This is a genomic window from Paenibacillus pabuli NBRC 13638, assembly GCF_001514495.1.
GTDB classification, from domain to species: domain Bacteria; phylum Bacillota; class Bacilli; order Paenibacillales; family Paenibacillaceae; genus Paenibacillus; species Paenibacillus pabuli.
In genome coordinates this window covers 38,630-61,393 of sequence record NZ_BCNM01000012.1, presented here as the reverse complement: position 1 = coordinate 61,393, position 22,764 = coordinate 38,630, and the positions used below count along the sequence as shown (strand labels likewise).

Here is a 22,764-nt window from a genome sequence, read left to right as displayed (position 1 = left end):
GCTCGTGGCATTTCGTTTCTCCATAACGATTCCTCCCCTCCTTAATAGTGAACCCAACGTTTCTGACCAAGCCACTGCAGAACGGTGAAGACCATAATGATGGCAAAGAGCGCCCAGCTAATGGCAGCAGCGTATCCCATCTCGTAGTATCGGAAGGCATTCTGGTAGATAAAAAGCGACAGGACGGTTGTACTGTTCCCTGGCCCACCCTGAGTAATCGCTTGAATAATACCAAAGTTCTTGATGGTCATAATCAGCCCGGTAATCAGCAGCAAAAAGGTAGTCGGGCTCACAAGCGGCCAGATCACTTGGCGTATCGTCTGCCAAGGACGGGCTCCATCAATCCGTGCAGCCTCAACCAATTCCTCCGGGATTTCCTGCAAAGCGGCCAGATAAATAATCATGTTGTAACCCAGCATGAACCAGATCCAGATGATATCAATCGCATACATGGACCATTCAGTTGTCGATAACCAGCCCGGTGGATTCGTTATACCGATCCCGCGCAAGAAACCGTTAATCGGCCCCGACGTTGGCTGGAATAACAGCATCCAGACAAAGGCGATGGCAACGCCGCTGGTGATATAGGGCATGAAATAGAGAGCACGCAACGTTTTTTGCCAATACACCGACTTGTTCAGCGCCACCGCCACGATAAATGCCAACCCCATCGATACCGGAACCGCTAACAGAAATACAAATGTATTTCGTAGCGCCACGCCAAACAGATCATCATTCATCATTCGGCGAATGTTATCCAGCCCGACGAAATGTGTCTCTGGGCTCATGAATTTGTAATCAGTGAACATGAGATAGAACGAATAGACAGCCGGTATAATAAAAAACAACAGCACGCCAATCATATTGGGCCCAATAAACAGATAACCGAGCCTGCTCTGCCGTTTCATCCAGGATTTATGCATATGCTCCCCCACTCCTTAACATCTGTTCTGGATTTAAGCATAACAAGATGTCCTCTAACATTTAAGGAACATAACCCTGTACCTGATATCACAGATATATGTATTTCGGCATTGTCTTTCAGGAGAGAAACAACATGGAATTATTCTATTGTTTATATAGAAAAAGCCGCCCCATCGGGGACGGCCTTCTGTCTCAGTGCATTTCCATTCTATTGGTTCTGCTTCAACCAGTCATTATGGCGTTTGACCATGTTCTGAACCGTAACTTCGGCAGTCTGGTTACCAAGGAAGTACTTTTCATACTCCTGTGCACGCAGATCGACCACCTCTTGCGCAATGCTGCGGACAAACGTAGGTGTCTCATCACCATACAACACGAATTCCAGAGACTCCTTGTCATAGGTATCGGCATAATCACCCAGCAGATGATCAATGGCTGTCTGCTGATCGACCGCGTTTGAGGAAGGCAAACGTCCACCAGCAGCCATAGGCATCATACCACCATCAGCGTACCATTTCAGGAATTCCCATGCGGCTTCTTTGTTTTTCGACTTGGAATTGATGGCGATAAAGTCACCCAGTCCCCCGCTCTTCACCATATCCGCTTCCTCTGCAACCAATCTTGGTACAGGGGCAAAGGCGATTTTCCAATCCCGAGGGAACTCGGTCATATTGTTCGATGTGCGGATCAGCCATTCGCCAATGTTGATCATGGCAGACTCACCGCCAAGGAACATGTTTTCCACCGGCATTTTGGAAGTCAGCTGCTCGCCAAGTGGAGGAGTAGTTGCATCCTCCTTCATCATTCCGTTCAATGTCTCCAGCCATTTGGTAACGAGCGGATCATCAAGATTGGAAGTGCCGTCTGCCTTAACATAGCCGTTCTTCACCAAAACGGAGTCGAGCGGATCTACATAGGAAGCGGTATGCTGCACCAATCCGTACTTAAAGCCAGCCGTCTTCAGTTTGAGAGCATATTCACGGGCTTCATCCCATGTCCAGGCTGTCGGTACACTCAGTCCAGCCTGATCAAGCGCTTTCATATTTAAAGCGAAGAAGGCAGCGTTTTTCTTGGTCGGCATCCCGTAATATTTGCCATCCACTTTCCAGGAAGCCGCATCTTCACCCATTTTCTCATCAATGTTGTAGTCGGTGAACTCGCCCAGATCCAGTGCTGTCCCACCCTTGATGCGTTTATCGAGATTCGTGAGGGTATAGTTGACATACAGGTCAACGTTTTGCCCGGTGGACAGCGCCGTATCCAGCTTCAGGTTGCCATCATCGTCATTCACAAACCGTACATATTCCACCTGAATATCGGGATTCTCCGCATTCCAGGTATCCACCACTTCCTGCGGACCATTCTCAGGCGGCACCGCGCCCCACATGGTCAGCTTCACCTTTCCCCCTGCCGCTCCACCTCCGTTATCTCCACCGTTCGTCTCATTTTTACCTACACAGCCGGCAAGCAATCCCAGCATCAGCACGCCTACGATCAATCCGGTTAATCCTCTTTTGGCTCTCATATGGTCACACGACCTCCCTGAATTGAAGTGAATGTACCTTCCGTTACATCGTAGCAGGGATCTTCATGAGTCCATAAGATACATATCCATGATTCGAATTGAACAAAAATACGGACTTACCCTTGCTTGCCTGAGCACTCGGTACACATATTCCTTCTATTCATCCTGTGAGTATGAGCGGTGGCGATACTGGCTGGGCGTGCAACCGGTCCAACGCTTGAATATTTTAATGAAATAATTATCGCTTCCGAATCCCACCCGGTAACCAATCTCCTGTACAGGAAGATCCGTTTCACGCAAGTATTCAGCCGCCTTCTCCATCCGTACCCCGTGCAAATAGTGAATCAGGGTATAGCCGGTTTTCTTTTTGAACAAAGCGCTCACATAATTCTCTCCCATCATCACATATCGTGACATGGATTTGACGGTAATGTCCTGGTCGTAATGCTGTCCGATGTACTCGATAATTTTGCTAATCTCCGGATGCTTCACCACTGGCTCACGAACAGGTATGAACGGAAGATCAGTCTCAGACGGGGGCGCAGAAGAGACCGTAAGAGAAGTAGGTGAAGCGGGCGTTGATGTGAGAATCGGTGCAGAAGACGACACTTCATGATGATTTGTTTCTGTATGGGCTTCAGCCGAAGCTCCCAGTTCCGCACTTACTTTACGGAGTGTATCACGCAGTGAATTCACACTCATGGACAGCTTCAGAATATAATTGGAAGCCCCGTATTCCATCGCACGACGTACATATTCGAACTCACCCATACAGGTGAGCATGACAAATTTGGTCTTTAACCCGGCCTGGCGGGTCTGTTTGAGTAATTCAAGCCCATCCATACCCGGCATGACAATATCGGTCAGCACCAGATCCGGTGTATCCCGTATGATCATCGCCAGCGCTTCGGTGCCATTACCGGATTCTCCGATGACCGTGAAGCCCAGCTCTTCCCAGGAAATAATCTCTCGTACCGACTCTCGTACAAATACCTCATCCTCTACAAGTAATACTTTCCACATTCCAGATTCCCCTCCCCAGTCGTCTAGTCGGATCGCTTCTGTACATAAGGCGTCGACAATAAAAAAGGAATGCTGAACCTAACTAATGTCCCAGGCTTGGTATCGATCACTTCAAGTTTACTTTGACCTTTGAACAATAACCGCAATCGTTCCCTGAGGTTGGACAGGCCGATCCCTGGACGCGTCCGGGTTACCTGCAAACGCCGGGATTCCTCCATTCCGATTCCGTTGTCTGCCACCTCCAGCATCAGTGTTTCTGTGTGTTGCCTATAAATTCTGATACGGATCTGCCCAAGCTGCTCCAGTGGCCCGACACCGTGGTGAATTGCATTCTCCACCAGTGGCTGCAAGCTCAGCTTGGGCACTAGCGCATACTCCAGCTTATCATCAAAGTCACAGGTCACTTCAAAGCTATCGCGGTAACGAATCCGCTGGATATGAAGGTAGGCTTGGACCAACTCGATCTCATCTTTCAGATATACCAATTCGACCTGTGAATTCAGGCTGACCTCCAGTAATTTGCCCAAGGAAACACACATCTCGGAGATCTCCTCATTCCCGCTGCGGATCGCACTCCATTTCATTGTATTCAATGTATTCAGGAGAAAGTGAGGATTCATCTGAGCCAGGAGCATATGAAAATGTACCGCTTCCTTCTGGCGTTCCTCCGTCTTGAGTCTGTTGATCATCTGATTGGCATCATCCAGCATCGTATTAAACGTGCGTGTCAATTCCAATACTTCCCCACGGCTTCGGCCTTCGGGAATACGAATCTTGAGGTTTTTGCGGACAACCTCCTTCATCTGTTTCTGTAGATGCGACAAAGGGCGCGTGAACGTCGCCGAGATCATAAAAGCCATCAGTACAAATGCTCCTGTGAATCCGAAAAAGGTCAGAAAGTAACGCTGTTTGAGTTCGGATATCTCTGTAAAGAGGATCGATAGCGGAATCCGATTCACCATATACCAGTCCAGTGATTCGATATACACGTAGTTAATCAGCGTATCCGAAGCCGGATCGGTCAGATAAGCCTCTGCCGGATGTAGAGCAATTTCACGCATTAACTCCGGGGAAAGGGCAGCAGTTTTGGATGAACGGGCAATAGTCTCCCCACTACCCGTAATAAGATAATACTCCTGGTTACTCTGTGAATCCTTCAGCATGGTTTGAAACCAGTAGGAATAATCGATGCTAATTCGTGCCAGTCCATACCGTTTGCCGCCGCTATCTTTCATGTAGGCATACAGCGACAACAGATATGGGCTGGAGGATAACTCTCTGAGCACAGGGTTAGTATCCCGTGCATCCCAGCGATAGAGGAGTTCTTCCGGTTGAAGCGAGTGTGAATCCGCACCGCCTTTTGGAATGGTTATTTCCCCCAGACGCTCGCGGAATTGTTCCAGATAGGGGCCGTACGCCAGTGCTTTTTTGGGCAAATACGAAGTGTAAACGCTATCATGAAAATCCAGCAAGGTAAAGTACACGGAGGGATTATATAGGAAGAAACTATTGTTGATCATTTTAAACTTCTCTTCCACCAACGACTTGTTCTCAAGCGGCGTACGATTGTCCGGGGAAGTTAGCACACTTCTTACCGCAGAATCCTGTTCCAGAAAAATGAGTGTTTTGAAGGCGATGCTCATCTGGTCCTCCAGAGAGCGGTACATCTGTACCAGCTGCTCATGACTCTGCTCACTGATCTTCTGCTCGACCAGGGATTCAATCTGCTGATAGTTATATACATTCAATGCACTGAACGGCAGAAGAATTAACACCACAAACGCGCCGAACAGTCTGTACCTCAGTCGCTGTGGCAACAACTTCTTCCAGTTCGGCTTCTTCATTCCTTTGCGCTCGCTCCTCTACAATTAATGAACCCATTATAGCACCTGCCTGCCATTTAAAGCCGGAGTCGAATGATTTGCATGGATATGTGATATTCGTTGCCTGCATCCATATGAAATCCACAGATATGTTCTATTCGTGTAAGAAAGAAATGGATGAAACCTTTTCTCATACTTGATGTCGTCTCCGGTATTCCGAGGGGCTAATCCCCACCGTGGACGAGAATACACGGCTCAGATAAAATCCGTTCTCATACCCACATCTCTCCGCAATTTGCGTAAGGGTCAGACGGCTATCTGCCAGTAAGGCTTTTGCCTTTTTGAGACGAATCGCTTTCAGATAATTGGATGGCGTTTCTTGAAAGGCCTCACGGAACCTCCGGGTGAGCTGAACTGGACTCAAAGCCAGACGCTCGGCCAATGCTCGGAGACTAACCGCCTCTCCTGCCCAATCCTCCAACAAAACTGCCGCTTCAGCCATCAGAGCGTCTTCCGTGAACTTTCGTTCCATTAAGCTACTCTGTCTGTACTCCCACTGATACAGTTGCCACAAGTCCATCATCAGATGGGTTTTCCACCCTGCTGCAGCCTCATCGTTGTCCTCGCTCATCTGTCGCAGATAAGTATAGGTCGAAGCCAGACGCTTCGTATCATTAATCAGGGATTTTCCGATCGGCGGCAGAAGGTCCTCATCCTCTGCGGAGTTACACCTGAACTGTATATAATGAAACGTCAGCGGGGTTACCGTCTCTCTGCGAAAAGGAACGCGTGGAGGACACAACACCAGATCCGCGAAACCCGCCTCTCCGGTCTGCCCCCCGATCTCAAAACGAAATACGCCCTCTTCAACGGCAAAGACAACCCAAGCGTCATAGATATCCTCTGCCAAGGCAAACTCAGCTTTCTTCTTCCAGTAGATGTGATTAAGGAGGTCCATGATACACCTGCCCTTGTTGTGAAATAAAGTATATGCTCGATGATAATATAGTGTATTTGAAAAGTAAATAGATAGAACTAATATGAAATTATAGATATGAAATACGAGCTTAGGCTCCTCCATATTCAATGAGAGAGGTGTTTATATGAAGCACGAACTTGTTAAACCGGATATCACCGTCATCGGGGGTGGGCTTGCTGGCGTATGCGCGGCCATATCTGCGGCACGATTGGGCCAACAGGTCGCGCTGGTGCAGAATCGCCCCGTACTCGGCGGCAATTCCAGCAGCGAAGTACGCGTATGGGTCTGTGGCGCTACCGCCCACGGGATTAACCGCTATGCCCGCGAGACTGGTATTATGGGAGAATTGTTTGTAGAGAATCAGTATCGTAATCCGGAGGGCAATCCCTATCTGTGGGATTTGATCATTCTGGAAGCCGTTCGAGCCGAACCCAACATTCGTCTGTACCTGAATACCGATGTACATGAAGTAGAGGCCACAGGAGATGGAGAGGAACGCATGATCACCTCTGTTACGGGGTGGATGATGGGTTCTGAACGCAAAATCCGATTCGAAAGTCAGATCTATCTGGACTGTACGGGCGATGGATTGGTTGGCTTTCTGGCTGGCGCCAAGTTCGCACTCGGCCGGGAAGCCCGCAGCGAATACGGTGAAGAATGGGCACCTGAGGTAGCCGATCAGATCACGCTGGGCAGCACACTTCTCTTCTATACCAAGGATACTGGTGCGCCCGTCCGTTATATCCCGCCATCTTTTGCCAAGGATATTACACAGACCAGCATTCCGATTCGTCGGGTCATTCGCAGCGGGGATTCCGGTTGTCATTACTGGTGGATTGAATGGGGCGGTGAACATGACACCGTTCATGACAATGAGCTGATCCGTGATGAACTGTGGTCCGTGATCTACGGCATCTGGGACTATATCAAAAATTCCGGCAAATTCGAAGCTGACCAGATGACGCTGGAGTGGATCGGTTCGCTGCCTGGGAAAAGGGAGTACCGCCGCTTCACGGGTGACTATGTGCTCACCCAGAACGATATTATCAGCCAGCGGGAGTTCCCGGATGCCGTTGCCTTTGGCGGCTGGTCCATTGACCTGCATCCCCCGCAGGGCATGTACGCCGAAGCGAGCGGCTCGAAGCATATGCATGCCGATGGCGTGTATCACGTGCCGTTCCGCTCGCTGTATTCCGCCAATGTGCGGAATATGCTCATGGCCGGACGCGACATCAGCGCTTCGCATGTCGCCTTCGGCACGACCCGCGTCATGGCGACATGCGCGGTCATCGGCGAAGCCGCAGGTACGGGCGCGGCGCTCTGCGCGGCCATGGGGGTGTCGCCGCGCGAGCTGCACGCGAGGCATCTTGCGGTGCTGCAGCAGACGTTGCTGCGGCAGGACGCTTCCATCATCGGAGTGCGCAGCCGCGATGAGCTTGACCTGGCCCGGCGTGCCCAGGCTACAGCCTCCAGCACGCTGACGGGCATCGCTCTGGAGCAGTCTGGCGAAACGTACCCGCTGGGTATGGATGCCGCCCTGCTGCTGCCTGTGCATCCAGTGCTCAGCGGCTTGGAGCTGCTGCTGGATGCATGCAGCGATACCGAACTGACGGTAGAGCTGTGGGATACGGGGCGTAAGGAGAACTACGTCCCGCATACGTTACAAGTCACGGCGACTGTTAACGTTACGGCGGGAACTGCGCAGTGGGTGAACTTTCCGCTCGAATGGCGACCGGAAGAACCGCAGAATGCTTTTATTATCATCCGGGCGAATGAAACTATCTCCCTCTACCATTCCACGGAAGCACACAGCGGGGTACTGATCTTCTTCAGAACAGAAGAGAACCACGTGTCCAAGAATCTGGAGGATCATGCCACGGATCAGCCTGTCGTATTGTGGTCCATGCAAGGGTTGGCGCGTCAGCCGTTCTGCTGTCGTACTCTCTCTGAGACCACGGCCTATTCAGCGGACAACACGATCAACGGTTACCATCGCCCCTTTGGTGGCCCGCAGCAGTGGATGTCGCAGCCGATGCAGTCTGGCAGACCAGAATGGGTTCAACTAACGTGGGAAGATCCACAGACCTTGGCTGAACTGCACTTGACGTTCAATGATGATGTGAACGAGGATCTGGTTAATCTGCATCACCATCACACGACATTCCGCGTCATGCCTGAACTTGTGCGCGATTATCGAGTCGAGGTACTCGCTCTGTCTGGCGAGTGGATCGAGATTATAAACGTAACGGAAAACCGCAGAAGAAAAGTCATTCATTCCTTAGATACACCTGTGTATGCACAGGCGCTTAAGGTAAGAATTGATGCTACCAATGGCAGCAGGTACGCGGAGTTGATTGAGATTCGGGCGTATGGGGAGCCAACAGCGACAGGCAAGAGCTGAACGCAAAAAGCAATGGAATAACCCCCTGGAATTTCCCATGAATTCTAGGGGGCACTTCAAAGATTTTAAAAAGTCTATTTCAGCTTAAATGATCTGTATATAAAACATCCAATTGAACCAAAAAAACAGCATTCCCCGAATTAATTTAGGTAATTTATTTATTTAATTCCTCAACGGGGGAATCCCCAAGACTCAATTTGGCTTCAAAAATAATGCTTTCATGCTCCGCAGCCAGTCTTCCTCGGACCCATACAACTCCGTCCGTAACAGCTGAGCGCTCGACGATCATCTGCTCCTGCATGCGAATCTCCCGATGATACGAAATTTGCAGACGGACCACGCCTGCTGCCAGTTCATCCAGTGTCAGCGCATCACAACAAATATCTGCGTACCGGACATTATTCATGTGCCCATTACTGTCTGTGCTGCTGTATTGTACAGTTAGACGATCATGTTCCTGCAAATTCAGTTCAGAAGGGACCACCACTTTGACAGGAGGTTCACCCAATGTTAAGTCGGGATACGATTTCACTTCAAAAGGCAGAGCTGATGGTCTGACGACCCTGCGTTTCTTCAGATCAACCAAAGCCCACGCCGTGCGAGCCTCAGCCAGATGTGTTCCTGATGGATCTGTAAGGATATAATCTCTTAACCATGTCACACCTTTATTTTCTTTGTGCCACGTCTGCAAGGATACTTCTTCTTCCAATCGGGCTGGACGCATGATCATGACATCTGTCGTTAACAGCATCCAGCCTAATCCTTGCTCCAGCATCTCCGCCACGGTAACGCCCATGGCAGCTAAATCGCGGTCTGCTGCTAATTGCATATATTCGAGCATGGCCGATGGACGACATTGTGATTGGTAGTCCGCATCGGCTGATCCAATCCGGTATTGAAACTTGTATGGTTGTTCAGCTTGCATGTGAGTAAACCTCCTCGGCGGTGCGATACTTCATCTCTGAACCTACTGCTAATCAAGCGTGCGGTGCAGACGACTGCGGTACAGATCAGGTGCACACCCTACACTTTGTTTAAAAATTCGGCTGAAATGGGATAATCGTTTGAACCCTGCCAGTCGACTGGCCTCGGTTACGCTGATATCCGGCTGGAACTGGAATAATAGCTTGGCCTGATTAATGCGCCGGTCATATAAATATTTAAATATGGTGCTGCCGGTCATTTCTTTGAACAGCCCTGCCAAATAAGGCTTCGACAGATGAAGTTCATTTGCCAGATCATCCAGACCAATATCCTGCATATAATGGGTTTCGACGTAACCAATGATATGCTGCACATGTCGCTCCTTCTCGGAAGAAGGACGGTGTTCCTCCACACTGCCTCGGCAGATCCCGGCGATTACATACAACAGGTCACATAAGCGAACGTTCATCCGTTCCTTTATGAAATCCCCTGAATTCACCATAAGCTGATGAAGATCCAGCAGCAAGGCTTCAAATTCGGAGCGGACATTCCCCGTCAGATTGATTCGGCAATTTCTTAATTCTTCGAACGGCTTCAGTACATCGCTGATCCGATCCGGGTGCAGGCTGCTGCGGAGGGCTGATGGGTCGAAATGCAGTGTCGTTCGCACATACGGCCTGCCTGGAAGAGGATGTGGACGATGAAGCGTCATCCCATGCATCAGGACCATATCACCCGGTTCCAGGTTATACACTCGATCTCCAATGAGATAGGTGCATTCTCCATCATGAAAATAATACACCTCGTAATGGGGATGCGAATGAAATCCGTCCGATACTCCAGGGTCATATGTGCTGGTAGAGCGATAGCTATATTCCAGTGGAGCACTAAATTGCATCATACTGGGCATGTCCAAGCACCTCCTGTTCTGGAGAAGTTTCTTTCCATTTTACCTGTTTCACGTCCGCTCGGGTAGTACTCGACAGTCTTGAAATATAGAGGGCCATGCACGTCTCCGTTTGTTTACGGTACATGTCATGGCCCTTTGGGATTGTAAAAGAATGATTATAGTAAAAGATTATTTAAAGAAGCTGTTCTATACTCGCCTCAATCTCGTCGATCGAGTCTACTGGTTCAAAACGTTTAACCACATGCCCTTCGGCATCAATCAGAAACTTCGTAAAGTTCCACTTGATTGCATCCCCATGCAACCATTCCGGTGCTTTGTCCGCCACCATCAACTTCAACAGTTTTGCTTGCACATCTGTCTCATCAAAGCCCGCAAAAGGACCCGACTTCTTCAAAAAGTCGTACAGCGGATGCGCTGTTTCCCCATTGACATCCATTTTGGAGAACATCGGAAACTTCACGCCATAGTTAATCTGACAGAAGGATTCTGCCTCTTCGCTGCTTCCTGGTTCCTGCTCGGCAAACTGGTTACACGGGAAACCAATGATCTGAAGTCCCTGCTCTTTATAGCGGTCATATAGCTTCTGCATGTCGTCAAACTGATGTGTGTACTTGCACTTGCTCGCTGTATTTACGATCAGCACTGGCTTTCCTTCGTATTGATAGAGCGGGAATCGTTCTCCACTCGTTTTGGTAACGTTAAAGTCATAGATGGTTGGCATAAGATTGGTGCACCTCGCGATATATGTAGTTATAGAGACTCCTATGAATTTCTCCATTATATACGAAATAGAAGAATCTGTATCGTATATAGCTGGACTATTACCGCAAACGACAAACACATCAATCTCATGATCGAAAGATGGGGTTGATATAGGTCATCCCATATATCAAAATCACTCAAATCAAAATTCGTTCCAGCACTTTCGCAACTCCATCAGAGTCATTCGTATCCGTGATCTCTTTCGCGAGAATCTTCAACTCTTCAATTGCATTACCCATGGCTACCGGCCAGCCACATATTTCAAATAACCCAATATCATTAAAATCATCACCAAAAACCATTACGTTTTCAAGATTTATGTTCATTGCCTTACATAAAATTCTCAATGCATTTTCTTTGGAGGCTTTAATTGAAGAGATTTGAACAAGATTACCACCGTCTGTAACCAAAACATTTAATCTGGATGCAAACTTCTCTCTGAGAAAATCTATATTCTTGAACCCCGTAAAAAGTATTTTTGTTGCAGCAGTCCCTTTGAGCTCTTCTAATGATTTTATCGTTGGGTTTTCTTTGACTCTCATAAGTGTTGTATAGTCATATTCTTTTAAACTAATCCATTGATCTTCCACTTCAAGGCTTAAGCCCAGTTCATGGTTAACATTGTTAATCTCCATGCCATAATCTATTAATTCAGCAGTCATCGCAGGGTCTATATGTTCATATTGTTGAATACCAGTGTAATTGCAGTGGATATAAGCTCCGTTGTAATATATAAATGAACCGCTATGAAGCAATTCCTCAGGTAAAAGCAACCTTACTGCTCTTGGTGGGCGTGCTGTAGCATAGATCAATCTGATCCCTTGTTTAGAGCATGTCATCACTGCCTCATAATTCCGTTTCGAAATTTGTTTATCTGTGTTGAGCAATGTTCCATCCAAATCTAATACGACTATTGGATACTGTATAGAAATCCCCCCTATGATACTTGAATTCACTCTAGAGTTCCATTGCATTGCTGAATCTATGGATCCCAAATTCCTTGAAGTCCGATTGAAGTATCGCTTCTCTTAGAGGGTACAGATTGGGAGTAAATCGAAGTTCGATTCCTTTCTTAAATAATCTCTCTATTAAACAATCCATATGGTCTGTATGTAGAGGCTTTGTAACCTGAGTTGAAGTGTAGTAACCCGCATGTTGGATCAAACAGCTCAAAATTGGTGTCATCGAAATGGTACCTGTACATGATCTGATTCATCATCCTCGGATACCAAGAACTTTCAACTGTAACGATGATATCTGCATTAGAATGTTTGAAAAACTTCTCGTTATTTTCATCACTTATCGTTTCTGTCTTTTTACAAATGATTCTCGGGCAATCCCTTGGAAAGTAATATGAATATTCATGCTCTTCATCAATAGCCCACACCACTGCAGGGAAACCAGGTCTGTTTTGCTTCTCCCTCGGAATAAAGACCTGGATATCTGAAATCTCGCTAAAATGATAAAGCATACGAGCACCTCACTTCATTTAGTGACTCTTAAGACCCTAAGAAATCTTTTTAATTTCAAAAAGCATTCCACTTCCCGTCACATAAAACAACAGAGGTCTCGATTTGTCTTTCGGGTACGTTCCAGTATCGAGTTAATAACTGCTTCTTCTCATCCGATGAAACAAGTGTAAAGCCATTTTTTAAATAGAATTTGATGGCCCATTCTGCGGAATCCCAGGTTCCTATTAATATCGGTTTATCGGTTAACGCCATCAGATGAGCCAACAGCTTTGTTCCTATTCCACTCCCTCGTTGGTGAGTTCTTACATATGCGTGCCTGATTAAAGCAACATCGCCTTTATCCTGAATCCCCATAACGCCCCATAATTTATTATGATCTTCAAAGCCCCAGAATACGACGCCATCACGGATTTCCTCTTTCAATTCCTCCAATGACATATAGGGTTCGTGATAGCGATCCTCGGGAATTACACCCTGGTATGCCTTTGCTGCATCATTAATAATCTCAACCATTACATCCGAGTCCTTGCTGTTGCATAATCTGATCATGGCATACGCCTCCTGAAGATTCATCGTTTAGTCATTGAACTATCGTAATGGGTATATTAATTCGATAGGTTCATTTATCAATTCCTCTTTGAACATATAATTATGATCTGCTCCCACAACACATAGAATTCTCTTATCCGGATTCGTATGGTATGTGTTTTTCACACGTTGAATCATAATTTGATTGCGCACGATCCATCGGAAGTTATTTGCTTTTGGGTTAATCTGATCCAACCATTCATACTTTTGTTTGGTCATCTCATCAAATGCATCCGAATTAAAGGGAATCAATCCAACGTCATGTGTATTCATTTGTTTAGCAAACCATTCATCATCGACCTTCTCCAACGCTTTACGCTGCTCTTCTGAGAAGCCGTTAAAGGGATCAAAATCATTCCAGACGTCCAACTCAAACCAGTCAATAGGCACAAACTTGATATTTCGTTCTTCGCACATTGGAAAGATAAGTTCCCAATACTCACTGGCTGGCTCCCCCCAGTATCCCTTATCCTGTTTATTTTTGATATATCTCTCCCAGCTTTGGGGATGCACCTCACCACAGATGATCTCCGGGTTAAATTCTGTAATGAGATCCTCATACAGGGTAAGTGAACTATTATATTTCTCTCTTAATTCTTGATTATGAATCGTTCCCAAGATTCCAACGACCGTCATATCATTTCTCCTTTGTATGTGTTATAAATGATTTTGAGTTTCCTATGTAAGTCTTTTCTTCAAGAAATACTGAATAATGCCTTCCGGGTATTCATCTATCATTCCAAACACTTCATAACCCATCTTCTTGTAAAATCCAGGAGACTGGTAAGAAAATGTACTTGTGTGGGCCAGTTTACAACCCTCTCTAACTGCAATGCTCTCTGCTTGCATGATTAATTGTTTCCCATACCCATTTTCTCTGTATTCTTCATCAATCCAAAAGTTATCAATATATAAGGTATAGCAGTACGTAGCACAGAAGATTCCACCTACTGCTTTGCCAGTCTTATCCCTTAGAAACAAATTGATGCTTTTTCCCGGTTTCTTTAACAAACCATTTGTTTCTCTTAGATTGTAATGATACAGATTACTACAGACAGCATTGTAGTCTTGCTCATTGTCTTCAAATACAATTTTCAATTCATCGTTAACAGTGGGATTATTCATTTTTTATATCCTCACGATTTCATAGTTTTTGTCTTCACTTCTTAATCAGAGCATAGTCTCCACGTTATTTGAGCTTAAAAGATCTGTATATAAAGAAACCCATGGAACTAAATAAAACGATAATGAATATGACAATGGGCAACCAATGATTATGAGTGACTTTGTTCGCACTTGAAAAGTCCATAATCATCCAACTGATATAAATAAAAAATATGGTTATCTCTGTCTTGATTAGATTAATCATAATCCGTGCATTTTTATATTGTCTCTCCGCATTCTCCACATTTAAATGGAGGTAATTATACGTATGAGGATACTTCTCCAACTGCGAAAGCCCAATCCATAAAATAAGGCCAATGACTAAGGGCAGCCATACTCCCCACTTTCCTCCCCAACCATCAGGCTCCCCCTTCATATCAAAATGAATCGGTATCTGATCCGGTAAGGTCATCCATTGTTGCAAGAAGTATACTGTTCCGATAATAAATAAAAGGATCGTTGTGATGTCTAAAGCTTTTTCCAGTAATGTTCTAGGGATTGATAGCTTTGGACGATCTTTGATTTCCAATTTCCCACCTCTTCTCTGGTTCAACACAGTATAATCACATGTTAACAATGATCAACCTATTTTTCCAATGATTTCTGAACACCCTTGAGGAATGATAGCATAAGCCAAAAAAAGGCCGCCTTCGCCGGCAGCCTTTTCCTCGTTGTACCCTGGTTTACAGAGAGAATGAATTCCCAACGTAAGTGGCGGATACAACTCTAGGTATGGTTCTAATGTTTTCACATTTTAAACGGTAGTTAAGTTTCGGCGAAAAGAATCTAAGCTATCGCACCCACGCAAAGATCCATTCAAGCCTACATGAGTTATTCCGTTGCTTTTGACTGTAATATCTGATCATTCACAAATCCTTGTAAGAAAAAAAGCTCATTTTCATTGGCTGTTCGATCATTAGCTGCCTCAAAACGCTCGATCGCTTTTTCCATGGATGCACATTTCACGGCATTATTGGCTAAGCTGAGTTCTCTCCACAGGGTGTCCATCTCCTCCAGATCACAGATCGATTCATGACCAAGTAGAAAATGCGTTGCATCATATTTCTGAATATCTTCTATCATAGGCAGTAAATGAGACTGCTTAAAATGATATAAGGAGTTAGTCGTTGTGCAATATGCACTGTCGCCTAGAAATAACACCTTTTCATCCGGAATATACACGACTGTTGAATCATCCGTATGCGTACTTCGAATGGTTTCAAGCACACAAACTTTATTTCCCAGGTCCAGATGGAGAGTTGTTTCAAAAATAATATCCGGTGGACTTAGTTGAAATGTGTCTCTATTCGGTATTTCAAGTTGTATCGTTTCCATGCAATGTGAGGTCATCTTCTTGGAATCCACGTACTTCTGAAGGGAGCGGTCATCATAAGAAAAGCTACGCCATTCATTCATCTTTTGGCTGGTTAGACTATTCATAATAATCGTAGCTCCGTATTCATTCATACCTAAGAAATGATCCCAATGTGCATGAGTGATGACCACATATTTAACAGGTGGAACATTTAACTTCTCTATTTCATGTAAGAAATCCTTGGCATGTTGAACCGAATTCCCACCGTCAACGACAAGACTATATTTATCACCGCAAACTAACCCCAATGTCGGTCTTTCTTTGTCATTTTGGTTAGATAGATAATAGATTGTTTCACTTATTTGATTTAGCATGTTCATTCTCCTCTATAGTAAATTCTTGATTAATAAGAGAGAAAATCTGCATGCTATTTAAATCTACATTTAGATTTTCTCATTTTATTGGTTTACCAATGGAATTACCTCCCTCGTTTACTCATGGATAGCAAATGTTAATTGTATCCAATCTACGCTATAATACAAATGAATTCCAATAAAGAGAGGAAACCTCATAAGAAATATCCTCTGCATCAATGATTATATTAAAATTGTCGGGCACTGATATTTATATCAATTTTATGCCCCGTTGAACTGTAGATATAAACTTTGACGTTTGTTTTGACTCCAGCCGCTAGTGTTAGTGTTTTTTGCGTCCCTTTGTTAATTGGAACGTCAAGCGGGGAGAGACTGCCCACTGTAACTTTGGCATAAATAGTATCCGTACTCGTATTTTGAATCCAAAGATTAGCGGTTTCTCCATTGTCAGGCTCCAATGCAAATGAGTTCTCGTATGCATTGTAACTGCTGTAGCTATCTGGTCTGATAAGTTGAACATCGAAAGGGGTGATAGTCGGGTCCGCAGGATTCTCCACAAAGATAAGGGGAAGATTATATGTATCTTTTACTCTATCCTCTAATTCACCAGCACTAACTGAATTTGCAGAGAGTAATAATGACAAAGCTACTCCAAAACCTAAACTTTTTATGAATGACAATGTGATTCCCCCTCTATAAGTTATTATCATTTTTTACAATTAATTACATAATTTTATTACTAAAACATGGAATAGTATATAGGTCTAATGTATAAATATTAATAAATTCCATAAAATTAAATATTTGAATCGTTTTATTACGAAAAAACATTATAAATTTAGGATAATTATAGATAAATCAACATACTTTCAACATAATTAGCGGATTACGATGACCTATAAATGTTGGAGATTAATATTTTCAATAGTACTTCCGATGTATATTTTCCTTATTATACCATAAAAAAATAAATGACAGACACAACTACTTAGCCAGAGCTCGGAATGTCTTCTTGAAATTTGGATTGGGTTGATTGTCAATCATGATTGTAGGAAGTTACAATATAAAATAACCCCAAACCAAAAGGAGGATACAGGAAACTGTATCCCCTACCCTCCACACAAGTCCGCCTTATTTTATTCAGCAGCTGGAATCCGCAAGCCCTCAATAAGGATAAACAACGTAAGTGCTTGTCCATAACCCATCGGACTGATCGGTATATCTTTATAAAACTGAGCATCCTGCCCCACAGGAGTACCATAGGACACCTGCTGTACGACTCCATGATCATCAATTTGTTTCAACACCGCTTCAAGCGCCCTCAAGCCATTCTGGCGATAGGATTCATCCAGGTATCCATACCGGATTCCCTTGAGAATGCCGTATCCAATCGCTGCTGTTGCCGAGGTTTCTTTGTAAGATGCGGGGTCATCCAGCACGGTGTGCCACATGCCATCCTCACTTTGAAGCTTGCTCAGTGCTCTGACTTGAGCGGTTGCTGTATCCAACAGATAGGCCTTCAGCCCGTCTTCAATCGGAACGATATTAAGGAAATCCATAACTCCCGCCGTATACCATGCATTGCCTCTTCCCCAATGAACAGCACCATAGTTATGATTTTCATTGAAATCCCAGCCATGATAGAACAAACCGGTTTTCTTGTTGTATAGATATTTTATATGCACAAGGAACTGTCGTTTGGCTTCTTCCACCATGTCGGGTTTCTTGAAGTATACCCCTGCCTTGGCCAAAAATAGCACCGTCATAAACAGGGTATCAATCAGAATTTGACCATCATTGGCGTCTCCCGTGATCATATGCTGAAACGCCCCATCTCCGGTTCGCAGCAGCCCGTCCATGATCCAACTGCTCCACTCCTCACAGACCTGTTCGTACTCCCTGTTTCCGGTCAGCTCGCATAGTGAGATCAAAGTAAGGAGCGGAGCGCAGGTGTTCACATTTTTTTCCGGTAATCCTTCCATCAGTCTTGCATTGTACCATGATTCGAGAAATTCCAGCACTTTGGCATCTTTCGTTGCCTCATGGAGCTGAAGCAAGCCATACAGACCGACACCTTGCGGCCATTCCCATAAGTGAATGTCGATCAGTCCAATTGGAAACTGTTCATTGATGCTTGTATTTTTCATAGACTCCATCGCTTGGGATACCTTGCTTATTCTCTCCTTCAGCACCATTTGATTCGGCATGTTGGTTATCACTCCCTTGGTTTCTTGCACACGATTCAGCGCTCCATGTCCAGTAACTTCAGTTGTCCCTTCACTCCATGACCGTCATGTACGATTTCCTCTTCTTGAATATGAAAAGGCTTGTTCATTCCCCATTGAATTGGACCATATACCGGGTCTGTTAGAGTGAGAGTTAAAGCTTGATTATCGAATTGCGGGCTTGCAGAACGAACTTGGTTGATAAAAGCGTCAAATGACCCGAATTGCTGTTCGCTTCCTGCTCTTATAATCCAGGCGTTACGCAAGCCAGGGGAAATAAGCTCACGCTCTCTTGTCACCCCGCTGCTCTCCATACTCGTCCCGTTGGCCGCATATATGGCCGCATACCCCTTATCCAAACGGGCAAAATGCCAGTTCTCATGCTTTACCCATTCCGTGAAGGAGTGGGTAGGAAAATAAGCATGTGTCCAGTCAGCCGTCTCATCTGCAGGAATATCAAACATCATCAAAGCGATCCCTTCATGCTGAACAACATCGGGCAATATTCCATTCCCAGCCCAGAAGCAAGGCCGACCATCCCCATGCTTGTATATTTCTGCCGGATGATTCACCCAGATCTGCGCCTCAGGTGACAGAGATAAATGCTGGACATGCTCCTGATAACCTGGCTTGCCTGGACGGAAGCGAATGATTGAGGATAAGGAGTATTCCTTTGTCCGACAATGATAGAGCTTGGCGTAACCTCCCTTGCCCTGCTGATTGGCGAACACCAATTGCTGATTTTCCCCAAGCAACAGATGCTCCTGATATGCTGCTGGAGGAATGTAATCCGATAAACTCAAGGCCACATTGCTGATTGAATAATTGTTTACATGACCAACGCCATAACCGATCCAGCACATTGAAGTTGTTCCCGCTGCATAACTGCCCAGCAATTCCTTCTCATAGCTGCGCCCGAACGTTGTAGACAAGACTCCTTGATGCATTTGAACGGTAATATAATAGAATAACAGGTCCATTGCCTTTTTCGCTTGCTGCTTGAGCTGTTCATTATGGGTAAATTCATAGATATGCAACAACCCAACCGCATCAATCGGAATGTATGCACTTGAATTCCATTCTGCCAATCCTTCATCCAAAAAGCGCTCAAACCATAAGGCAAGCCTCTGCTCTGCTTTTTGACGATGTACTTCACCGGATTCACCGCTGTTGCCAAACGTTTCATCCCCAAACAGCTGTCCGGCTAACAGCTCATTGGTATGGAATAACAAGGCATGGTTCTCACTGAAGAACCACATCACATCATCGCCAGGTTCATCAATCCAATATCGATAGCCCAGAATACTTGCTTTTACCCGATCCCAGAACGATTCACTGAACAGACCGCTGTTTCGTTCATCTCTCCAAAGACGAAACAACCCCACCAAATAGAAGTCACTGCAATCCTTCCGCTGCTCTATCCCTTCCACACCATCAAGCAAAATGTTCTCCGCTTCTTGCAGATTGCCTCCTGTTTTGAGCATGGCGATGGCCTTATGAATATTGGGACTGCCCTTCTCGGCAATGCATCGCAGAGCCAGGGATTTGCGGGCTTCAATATCCGCAGCTTGCTGAGCAGCCTCATCATAGCTGGTATCATAGGATTGGCAGCCGAACTTCTTGGTTAGTACAACATTTGAAACTGAAATAGCCAGCGTAAAGTATACGTAATGATGACCGAGTTGATTCGTATGTGCCAGGACCAGGTCCGTTTCCTTTTCGGCGATGTGTATCGTCTTATTTTCGGTGCCATCAAAAAAATTGCCATACTGAATATCAACTTCTCTAACGATGTCCGGTAAGGGAAGTGGCAGCTTGAGCTTAATCTGCTCACCTCTGAAGAGATCCGAAGGAAAATAAGCCTGTTCGAGGGCTTGCTCTGCGGATTTCACGGGCTCCGCCAAATGAGAAGCAATGGGCAGGGAAATCACCAATTCCTCCTCTCCCAGGTATTCCACCGCAAAAGCATACATCGTATCCCGCTCAGCCAGATCCTCCCAGCAGGCATATATCTCATTGATTCCGGCTACAAGTTCAGCTTTAATAACGATTTCCTGCTCCTTGTTACGCATGAGTGGCGCAAAATCCGTTACCATTTCCCCATTCACCCACAACGTCAGACTGCCATAGGTCTTAATCCGCAAAGAGGCGGTATGAGCAGTCGGAGAAATTAGCCTTGTCGCCGCGTAACTGCGCAGATGTGTTGGTACAAACCAAAATCCTGATTGCTCCACACGTGGATTATTCCAGGGAGAATACAGTGCCCAAGGCACCCCGTTCTCTTCTCCAACGAAGCTGTCTCCCGGGCTAGGAAACTCGCTCCACGAATCAAAAAATCGGTTCACAGGCTGCGTTCTCCTATGTTCTACGAATTCCTTTCTGCATGGATTCTCATGAATGGCAAAACCATCGATAAGCCAATCATTAATATCTCCCTCCATCGTTGTTGGAACAAAGGCAACAGGCTTCGTATATATGCCGCTGATCATCCAATGATTAATGACCTGATTGTGACCTAATCTCATAGGCTTATAATTCAAGGTATCCGTCCCACTACGGGTGGTATCTGACATTCAACTCATCCTTTCATTCCTGAAGTAATCATACCGCTGACAAAATAACGCTGGAAAACCATAAAAACAATCAATACCGGAAGCATCGTGATTACAGACATCGCAAGCAAACTTCCCCAATCTACGTTGTATTCACCAATAAAATTAGAGAGCGCAAGCTGAATCGTATATTTCGATGGATCACTAATAGCAATTAACGGCCATACAAAATCATCCCATCTCCACATGAAGGAGAAGATCGCGAGCACCGCAAGAATCGGCTTCGCTATGGGAAGAATAATGCTCCAGTAAATTTTCCATTCGCCCGCTCCATCCATCCGGGCAGCTTCCAGCAGCTCGTCCGGTACGGTCAACAAATACTGCCGCATAAGGAACACACCTGTAGGGGTTGCTGCTGGCGGGATAATAATCGCGAGCAGGCTATTATACAACCCCAGTGCGCTCAGCACCTTGAATATGGGAATCATGATTACCTCAATCGGGATCATGAGTGTTGAGATAAAACCGATTAATATGATCGAGCTTCCGCGGAAGCGATACTTCGCCAATGCAAAGCCTGCCATGGAATTAATCAATAACAGCAGCAGCGTTGAGCTCAGAGTTACGATCGTACTGTTCATAAAATACAAGCCAAAATCGCCTTTCCTGAATGCCGCCTTGAAATGCTCAAAGGTGACCGGCTGAGGCCACAACTTGGGAGGGAAGCTGTACAGATCGCTATTCGTTTTCAAAGCAGAAATCACGACCCACAGGACAGGCAGGAGCCACACCACGGCGGCAACAATTAACATACTGTAGATGACGATTTTGACCATAGGCTTCATTACCATTACACAGCCCCTCCTTTCGATAGACGGAATTGCAGAGCCGAGAATCCGCCAATAAGGATAAACAGCATCACCGACATGGCACTGGCCAGGCCAAGCTCCTGCCTGTTAAAACCAATCTCATAAATATATTGAACAATATAGGTGGTATCTTTGCCCGGCCCACCACCTGTAAGCGCAAACATAAGTGGAAATGCTTTGAATGCGTCAATCAGAGTTAGCATAACAACAAGCAAGCTTGTTGGCTTCAAAAGCGGGAGGGTGATATAGCGAAACACCTTGATCCCCGTTGCCCCGTCCAAACGGGCAGCCTCATAGTAATCCGTAGGTATAGCCTGCAAACCCGCGATAAAAATAACCATGAAAAAGCCTGCACGTGACCATACTGTCGCGATGATTACAGCCGTATTTGCCCAAAAGGAAGAGGTTAAAAAGCCGACAGGTTCCACACCAACCACGGTTAGCAGATGATTCAAAATGCCAAATGAATCTCCGAAAATCCACTTCCAGGTCAATCCTACGATAATGTAAGAAATCATGGTCGGCCAGTAAAATACGGCCCTGAAGAACCCGCGCATTCTAATCTCGCGCGCAAGCAGCAAAGCAATGCCGAGCGCTGCTGCATATATTAGCGGGACAACAATTGCTGCATAAATCCCCGTTCGTCCGATGGTCGACCAAAATTCCCGATCTCCTATAATTTTGATATAATTGTCCAGCCCGTTGAACTTCATTGGGTTCAATCCATCATAGACATGGAAGGAATAATAGAGGCCCAATAAAGAGGGAAATACGATAAAAGTTCCAAAGATCAGGAGATTGGGTAATATGAACAGATAAGGAGCAATAACGAGCTTCCTGTTCTGTTTTGCCAGCGTATTCCTGTTTAATGGTTGTCCTTCACTCATCTGCTTGCCCCTTCCTTATGCGTTATTCGAAAGGGAGGCTTCACAGG

At 45.6% G+C, this 22,764-nt stretch carries 22 protein-coding genes; 1 reads left to right on the top strand and 21 read right to left on the bottom strand.

Features of this window, described 5'->3' with window-relative positions; genetic code table 11:
• Positions 1–41: 41 nt before the first annotated feature.
• The 5 genes from PPA03S_RS17090 to PPA03S_RS17070 all read right to left on the bottom strand — a co-directional run bounded on the left by PPA03S_RS17090 (position 42) and on the right by PPA03S_RS17070 (position 6,253).
• Positions 42–923, bottom strand: coding sequence for a carbohydrate ABC transporter permease (locus PPA03S_RS17090; protein WP_062324507.1), 882 nt, complete (start codon positions 921–923; stop codon positions 42–44).
• A 209-nt stretch (positions 924–1,132) separates the two neighbouring features.
• Complete coding sequence (locus PPA03S_RS17085) at positions 1,133–2,449, bottom strand: ABC transporter substrate-binding protein (RefSeq protein WP_062324506.1); 1,317 nt, start codon at positions 2,447–2,449, stop codon at positions 1,133–1,135.
• A gap of 156 nt (positions 2,450–2,605) precedes the next feature.
• Complete coding sequence (locus tag PPA03S_RS17080) at positions 2,606–3,472, bottom strand: response regulator transcription factor (protein WP_062324505.1); 867 nt, start codon at positions 3,470–3,472, stop codon at positions 2,606–2,608.
• Positions 3,473–3,495: 23 nt separating this feature from the next.
• Positions 3,496–5,316 (bottom strand): cache domain-containing sensor histidine kinase, encoded by a 1,821-nt coding sequence (locus PPA03S_RS17075; RefSeq protein WP_062324504.1) that lies wholly within the window; start codon positions 5,314–5,316, stop codon positions 3,496–3,498.
• Positions 5,317–5,485: 169 nt separating this feature from the next.
• Positions 5,486–6,253, bottom strand: a complete 768-nt coding sequence (locus tag PPA03S_RS17070) for a helix-turn-helix domain-containing protein (RefSeq protein ID WP_062324503.1) — start codon at positions 6,251–6,253, stop codon at positions 5,486–5,488.
• Positions 6,254–6,398: 145 nt separating this feature from the next.
• Between PPA03S_RS17070 and PPA03S_RS17065 the strand changes: the two genes are divergently transcribed.
• On the top strand, positions 6,399–8,675 hold the full coding sequence (locus PPA03S_RS17065; protein ID WP_062324502.1) for an FAD-dependent oxidoreductase: 2,277 nt from the start codon (positions 6,399–6,401) through the stop codon (positions 8,673–8,675).
• A gap of 154 nt (positions 8,676–8,829) precedes the next feature.
• On the opposite strand, the gene PPA03S_RS17060 is transcribed toward PPA03S_RS17065, so the two are convergent.
• The 16 genes from PPA03S_RS17060 to PPA03S_RS16990 form a co-directional block, all read right to left on the bottom strand.
• Positions 8,830–9,600: an acyl-[acyl-carrier-protein] thioesterase gene (locus PPA03S_RS17060; protein ID WP_062324501.1), complete on the bottom strand. Its 771-nt coding sequence runs from the start codon at positions 9,598–9,600 to the stop codon at positions 8,830–8,832.
• Positions 9,601–9,648: 48 nt separating this feature from the next.
• The gene (locus PPA03S_RS17055; RefSeq protein WP_062324500.1) at positions 9,649–10,509 is read right to left on the bottom strand and encodes an AraC family transcriptional regulator; all 861 of its coding nucleotides are present in this window, start codon (positions 10,507–10,509) and stop codon (positions 9,649–9,651) included.
• A gap of 172 nt (positions 10,510–10,681) precedes the next feature.
• On the bottom strand, positions 10,682–11,230 hold the full coding sequence (locus PPA03S_RS17050) for a glutathione peroxidase (protein WP_062324499.1): 549 nt from the start codon (positions 11,228–11,230) through the stop codon (positions 10,682–10,684).
• 178 nt (positions 11,231–11,408) lie between these two features.
• A complete protein-coding gene (locus PPA03S_RS17045; RefSeq protein ID WP_082704189.1) occupies positions 11,409–12,245 on the bottom strand; it encodes a Cof-type HAD-IIB family hydrolase in 837 nt (278 codons plus the stop codon).
• Positions 12,229–12,435 carry a DUF6886 family protein gene (locus PPA03S_RS34390; RefSeq protein ID WP_369691087.1) on the bottom strand — a complete coding sequence of 69 codons (207 nt, stop codon included), beginning with the start codon at positions 12,433–12,435 and terminating at the stop codon, positions 12,229–12,231. The genes PPA03S_RS17045 and PPA03S_RS34390 overlap by 17 nt, the downstream gene beginning before the upstream one ends.
• Positions 12,344–12,742 (bottom strand): DUF6886 family protein, encoded by a 399-nt coding sequence (locus PPA03S_RS17040; protein ID WP_245683644.1) that lies wholly within the window; start codon positions 12,740–12,742, stop codon positions 12,344–12,346. The genes PPA03S_RS34390 and PPA03S_RS17040 overlap by 92 nt, the downstream gene beginning before the upstream one ends.
• Positions 12,743–12,797: 55 nt before the next feature.
• The gene (locus PPA03S_RS17035) at positions 12,798–13,292 is read right to left on the bottom strand and encodes a GNAT family N-acetyltransferase (protein WP_062324498.1); all 495 of its coding nucleotides are present in this window, start codon (positions 13,290–13,292) and stop codon (positions 12,798–12,800) included.
• 39 nt (positions 13,293–13,331) lie between these two features.
• Positions 13,332–13,967: a hypothetical protein gene (locus PPA03S_RS17030; RefSeq protein ID WP_062324497.1), complete on the bottom strand. Its 636-nt coding sequence runs from the start codon at positions 13,965–13,967 to the stop codon at positions 13,332–13,334.
• A gap of 42 nt (positions 13,968–14,009) precedes the next feature.
• The gene (locus tag PPA03S_RS17025; protein WP_062324496.1) at positions 14,010–14,456 is read right to left on the bottom strand and encodes a GNAT family N-acetyltransferase; all 447 of its coding nucleotides are present in this window, start codon (positions 14,454–14,456) and stop codon (positions 14,010–14,012) included.
• Between the two features lie 64 nt (positions 14,457–14,520).
• A complete protein-coding gene (locus tag PPA03S_RS17020; protein WP_062324495.1) occupies positions 14,521–15,024 on the bottom strand; it encodes a DUF1648 domain-containing protein in 504 nt (167 codons plus the stop codon).
• A 302-nt stretch (positions 15,025–15,326) separates the two neighbouring features.
• The gene (locus PPA03S_RS17015; protein WP_062324494.1) at positions 15,327–16,184 is read right to left on the bottom strand and encodes an MBL fold metallo-hydrolase; all 858 of its coding nucleotides are present in this window, start codon (positions 16,182–16,184) and stop codon (positions 15,327–15,329) included.
• A 227-nt stretch (positions 16,185–16,411) separates the two neighbouring features.
• Entirely contained in the window at positions 16,412–16,864 is a 453-nt protein-coding gene (locus PPA03S_RS17010; protein ID WP_062324493.1) for a hypothetical protein, read from the bottom strand.
• 456 nt (positions 16,865–17,320) lie between these two features.
• Entirely contained in the window at positions 17,321–18,391 is a 1,071-nt protein-coding gene (bglB, locus tag PPA03S_RS17005) for a beta-galactosidase BglB (RefSeq protein WP_062324492.1), read from the bottom strand.
• A 35-nt stretch (positions 18,392–18,426) separates the two neighbouring features.
• Positions 18,427–20,982 (bottom strand): hypothetical protein, encoded by a 2,556-nt coding sequence (locus PPA03S_RS17000; protein WP_062324491.1) that lies wholly within the window; start codon positions 20,980–20,982, stop codon positions 18,427–18,429.
• A gap of 5 nt (positions 20,983–20,987) precedes the next feature.
• Positions 20,988–21,812, bottom strand: coding sequence for a carbohydrate ABC transporter permease (locus tag PPA03S_RS16995; protein ID WP_062324490.1), 825 nt, complete (start codon positions 21,810–21,812; stop codon positions 20,988–20,990).
• A complete protein-coding gene (locus tag PPA03S_RS16990; protein WP_062324489.1) occupies positions 21,812–22,717 on the bottom strand; it encodes a carbohydrate ABC transporter permease in 906 nt (301 codons plus the stop codon). Before PPA03S_RS16990 ends, PPA03S_RS16995 begins: the two co-directional genes overlap by 1 nt.
• Between the last annotated feature and the right edge of the window lie 47 nt (positions 22,718–22,764).

What these genes read in the sequence shown, in the direction of transcription:
- PPA03S_RS17050 (WP_062324499.1), bottom strand. Translation starts at nt 11,230, where the DNA reads ATGCCAACCATCTATGACTTTAACGTTACCAAAACGAGTGGAGAACGA.
- PPA03S_RS17075 (WP_062324504.1), bottom strand. Translation starts at nt 5,316, where the DNA reads ATGAAGAAGCCGAACTGGAAGAAGTTGTTGCCACAGCGACTGAGGTAC.
- PPA03S_RS17055 (WP_062324500.1), bottom strand. Translation starts at nt 10,509, where the DNA reads ATGCCCAGTATGATGCAATTTAGTGCTCCACTGGAATATAGCTATCGC.
- PPA03S_RS17080 (WP_062324505.1), bottom strand. Translation starts at nt 3,472, where the DNA reads ATGTGGAAAGTATTACTTGTAGAGGATGAGGTATTTGTACGAGAGTCG.
- bglB (WP_062324492.1), bottom strand. Translation starts at nt 18,391, where the DNA reads ATGCCGAATCAAATGGTGCTGAAGGAGAGAATAAGCAAGGTATCCCAA.
- PPA03S_RS17030 (WP_062324497.1), bottom strand. Translation starts at nt 13,967, where the DNA reads ATGACGGTCGTTGGAATCTTGGGAACGATTCATAATCAAGAATTAAGA.
- PPA03S_RS16990 (WP_062324489.1), bottom strand. Translation starts at nt 22,717, where the DNA reads ATGAGTGAAGGACAACCATTAAACAGGAATACGCTGGCAAAACAGAAC.
- PPA03S_RS17045 (WP_082704189.1), bottom strand. Translation starts at nt 12,245, where the DNA reads ATGCAATGGAACTCTAGAGTGAATTCAAGTATCATAGGGGGGATTTCT.
- PPA03S_RS17000 (WP_062324491.1), bottom strand. Translation starts at nt 20,982, where the DNA reads ATGTCAGATACCACCCGTAGTGGGACGGATACCTTGAATTATAAGCCT.
- PPA03S_RS17040 (WP_245683644.1), bottom strand. Translation starts at nt 12,742, where the DNA reads ATGCTTTATCATTTTAGCGAGATTTCAGATATCCAGGTCTTTATTCCG.
- PPA03S_RS16995 (WP_062324490.1), bottom strand. Translation starts at nt 21,812, where the DNA reads ATGGTAATGAAGCCTATGGTCAAAATCGTCATCTACAGTATGTTAATT.
- PPA03S_RS17035 (WP_062324498.1), bottom strand. Translation starts at nt 13,292, where the DNA reads ATGATCAGATTATGCAACAGCAAGGACTCGGATGTAATGGTTGAGATT.
- PPA03S_RS17065 (WP_062324502.1), top strand. Translation starts at nt 6,399, where the DNA reads ATGAAGCACGAACTTGTTAAACCGGATATCACCGTCATCGGGGGTGGG.
- PPA03S_RS17085 (WP_062324506.1), bottom strand. Translation starts at nt 2,449, where the DNA reads ATGAGAGCCAAAAGAGGATTAACCGGATTGATCGTAGGCGTGCTGATG.
- PPA03S_RS17070 (WP_062324503.1), bottom strand. Translation starts at nt 6,253, where the DNA reads ATGGACCTCCTTAATCACATCTACTGGAAGAAGAAAGCTGAGTTTGCC.
- PPA03S_RS17090 (WP_062324507.1), bottom strand. Translation starts at nt 923, where the DNA reads ATGCATAAATCCTGGATGAAACGGCAGAGCAGGCTCGGTTATCTGTTT.
- PPA03S_RS17015 (WP_062324494.1), bottom strand. Translation starts at nt 16,184, where the DNA reads ATGCTAAATCAAATAAGTGAAACAATCTATTATCTATCTAACCAAAAT.
- PPA03S_RS17025 (WP_062324496.1), bottom strand. Translation starts at nt 14,456, where the DNA reads ATGAATAATCCCACTGTTAACGATGAATTGAAAATTGTATTTGAAGAC.
- PPA03S_RS17060 (WP_062324501.1), bottom strand. Translation starts at nt 9,600, where the DNA reads ATGCAAGCTGAACAACCATACAAGTTTCAATACCGGATTGGATCAGCC.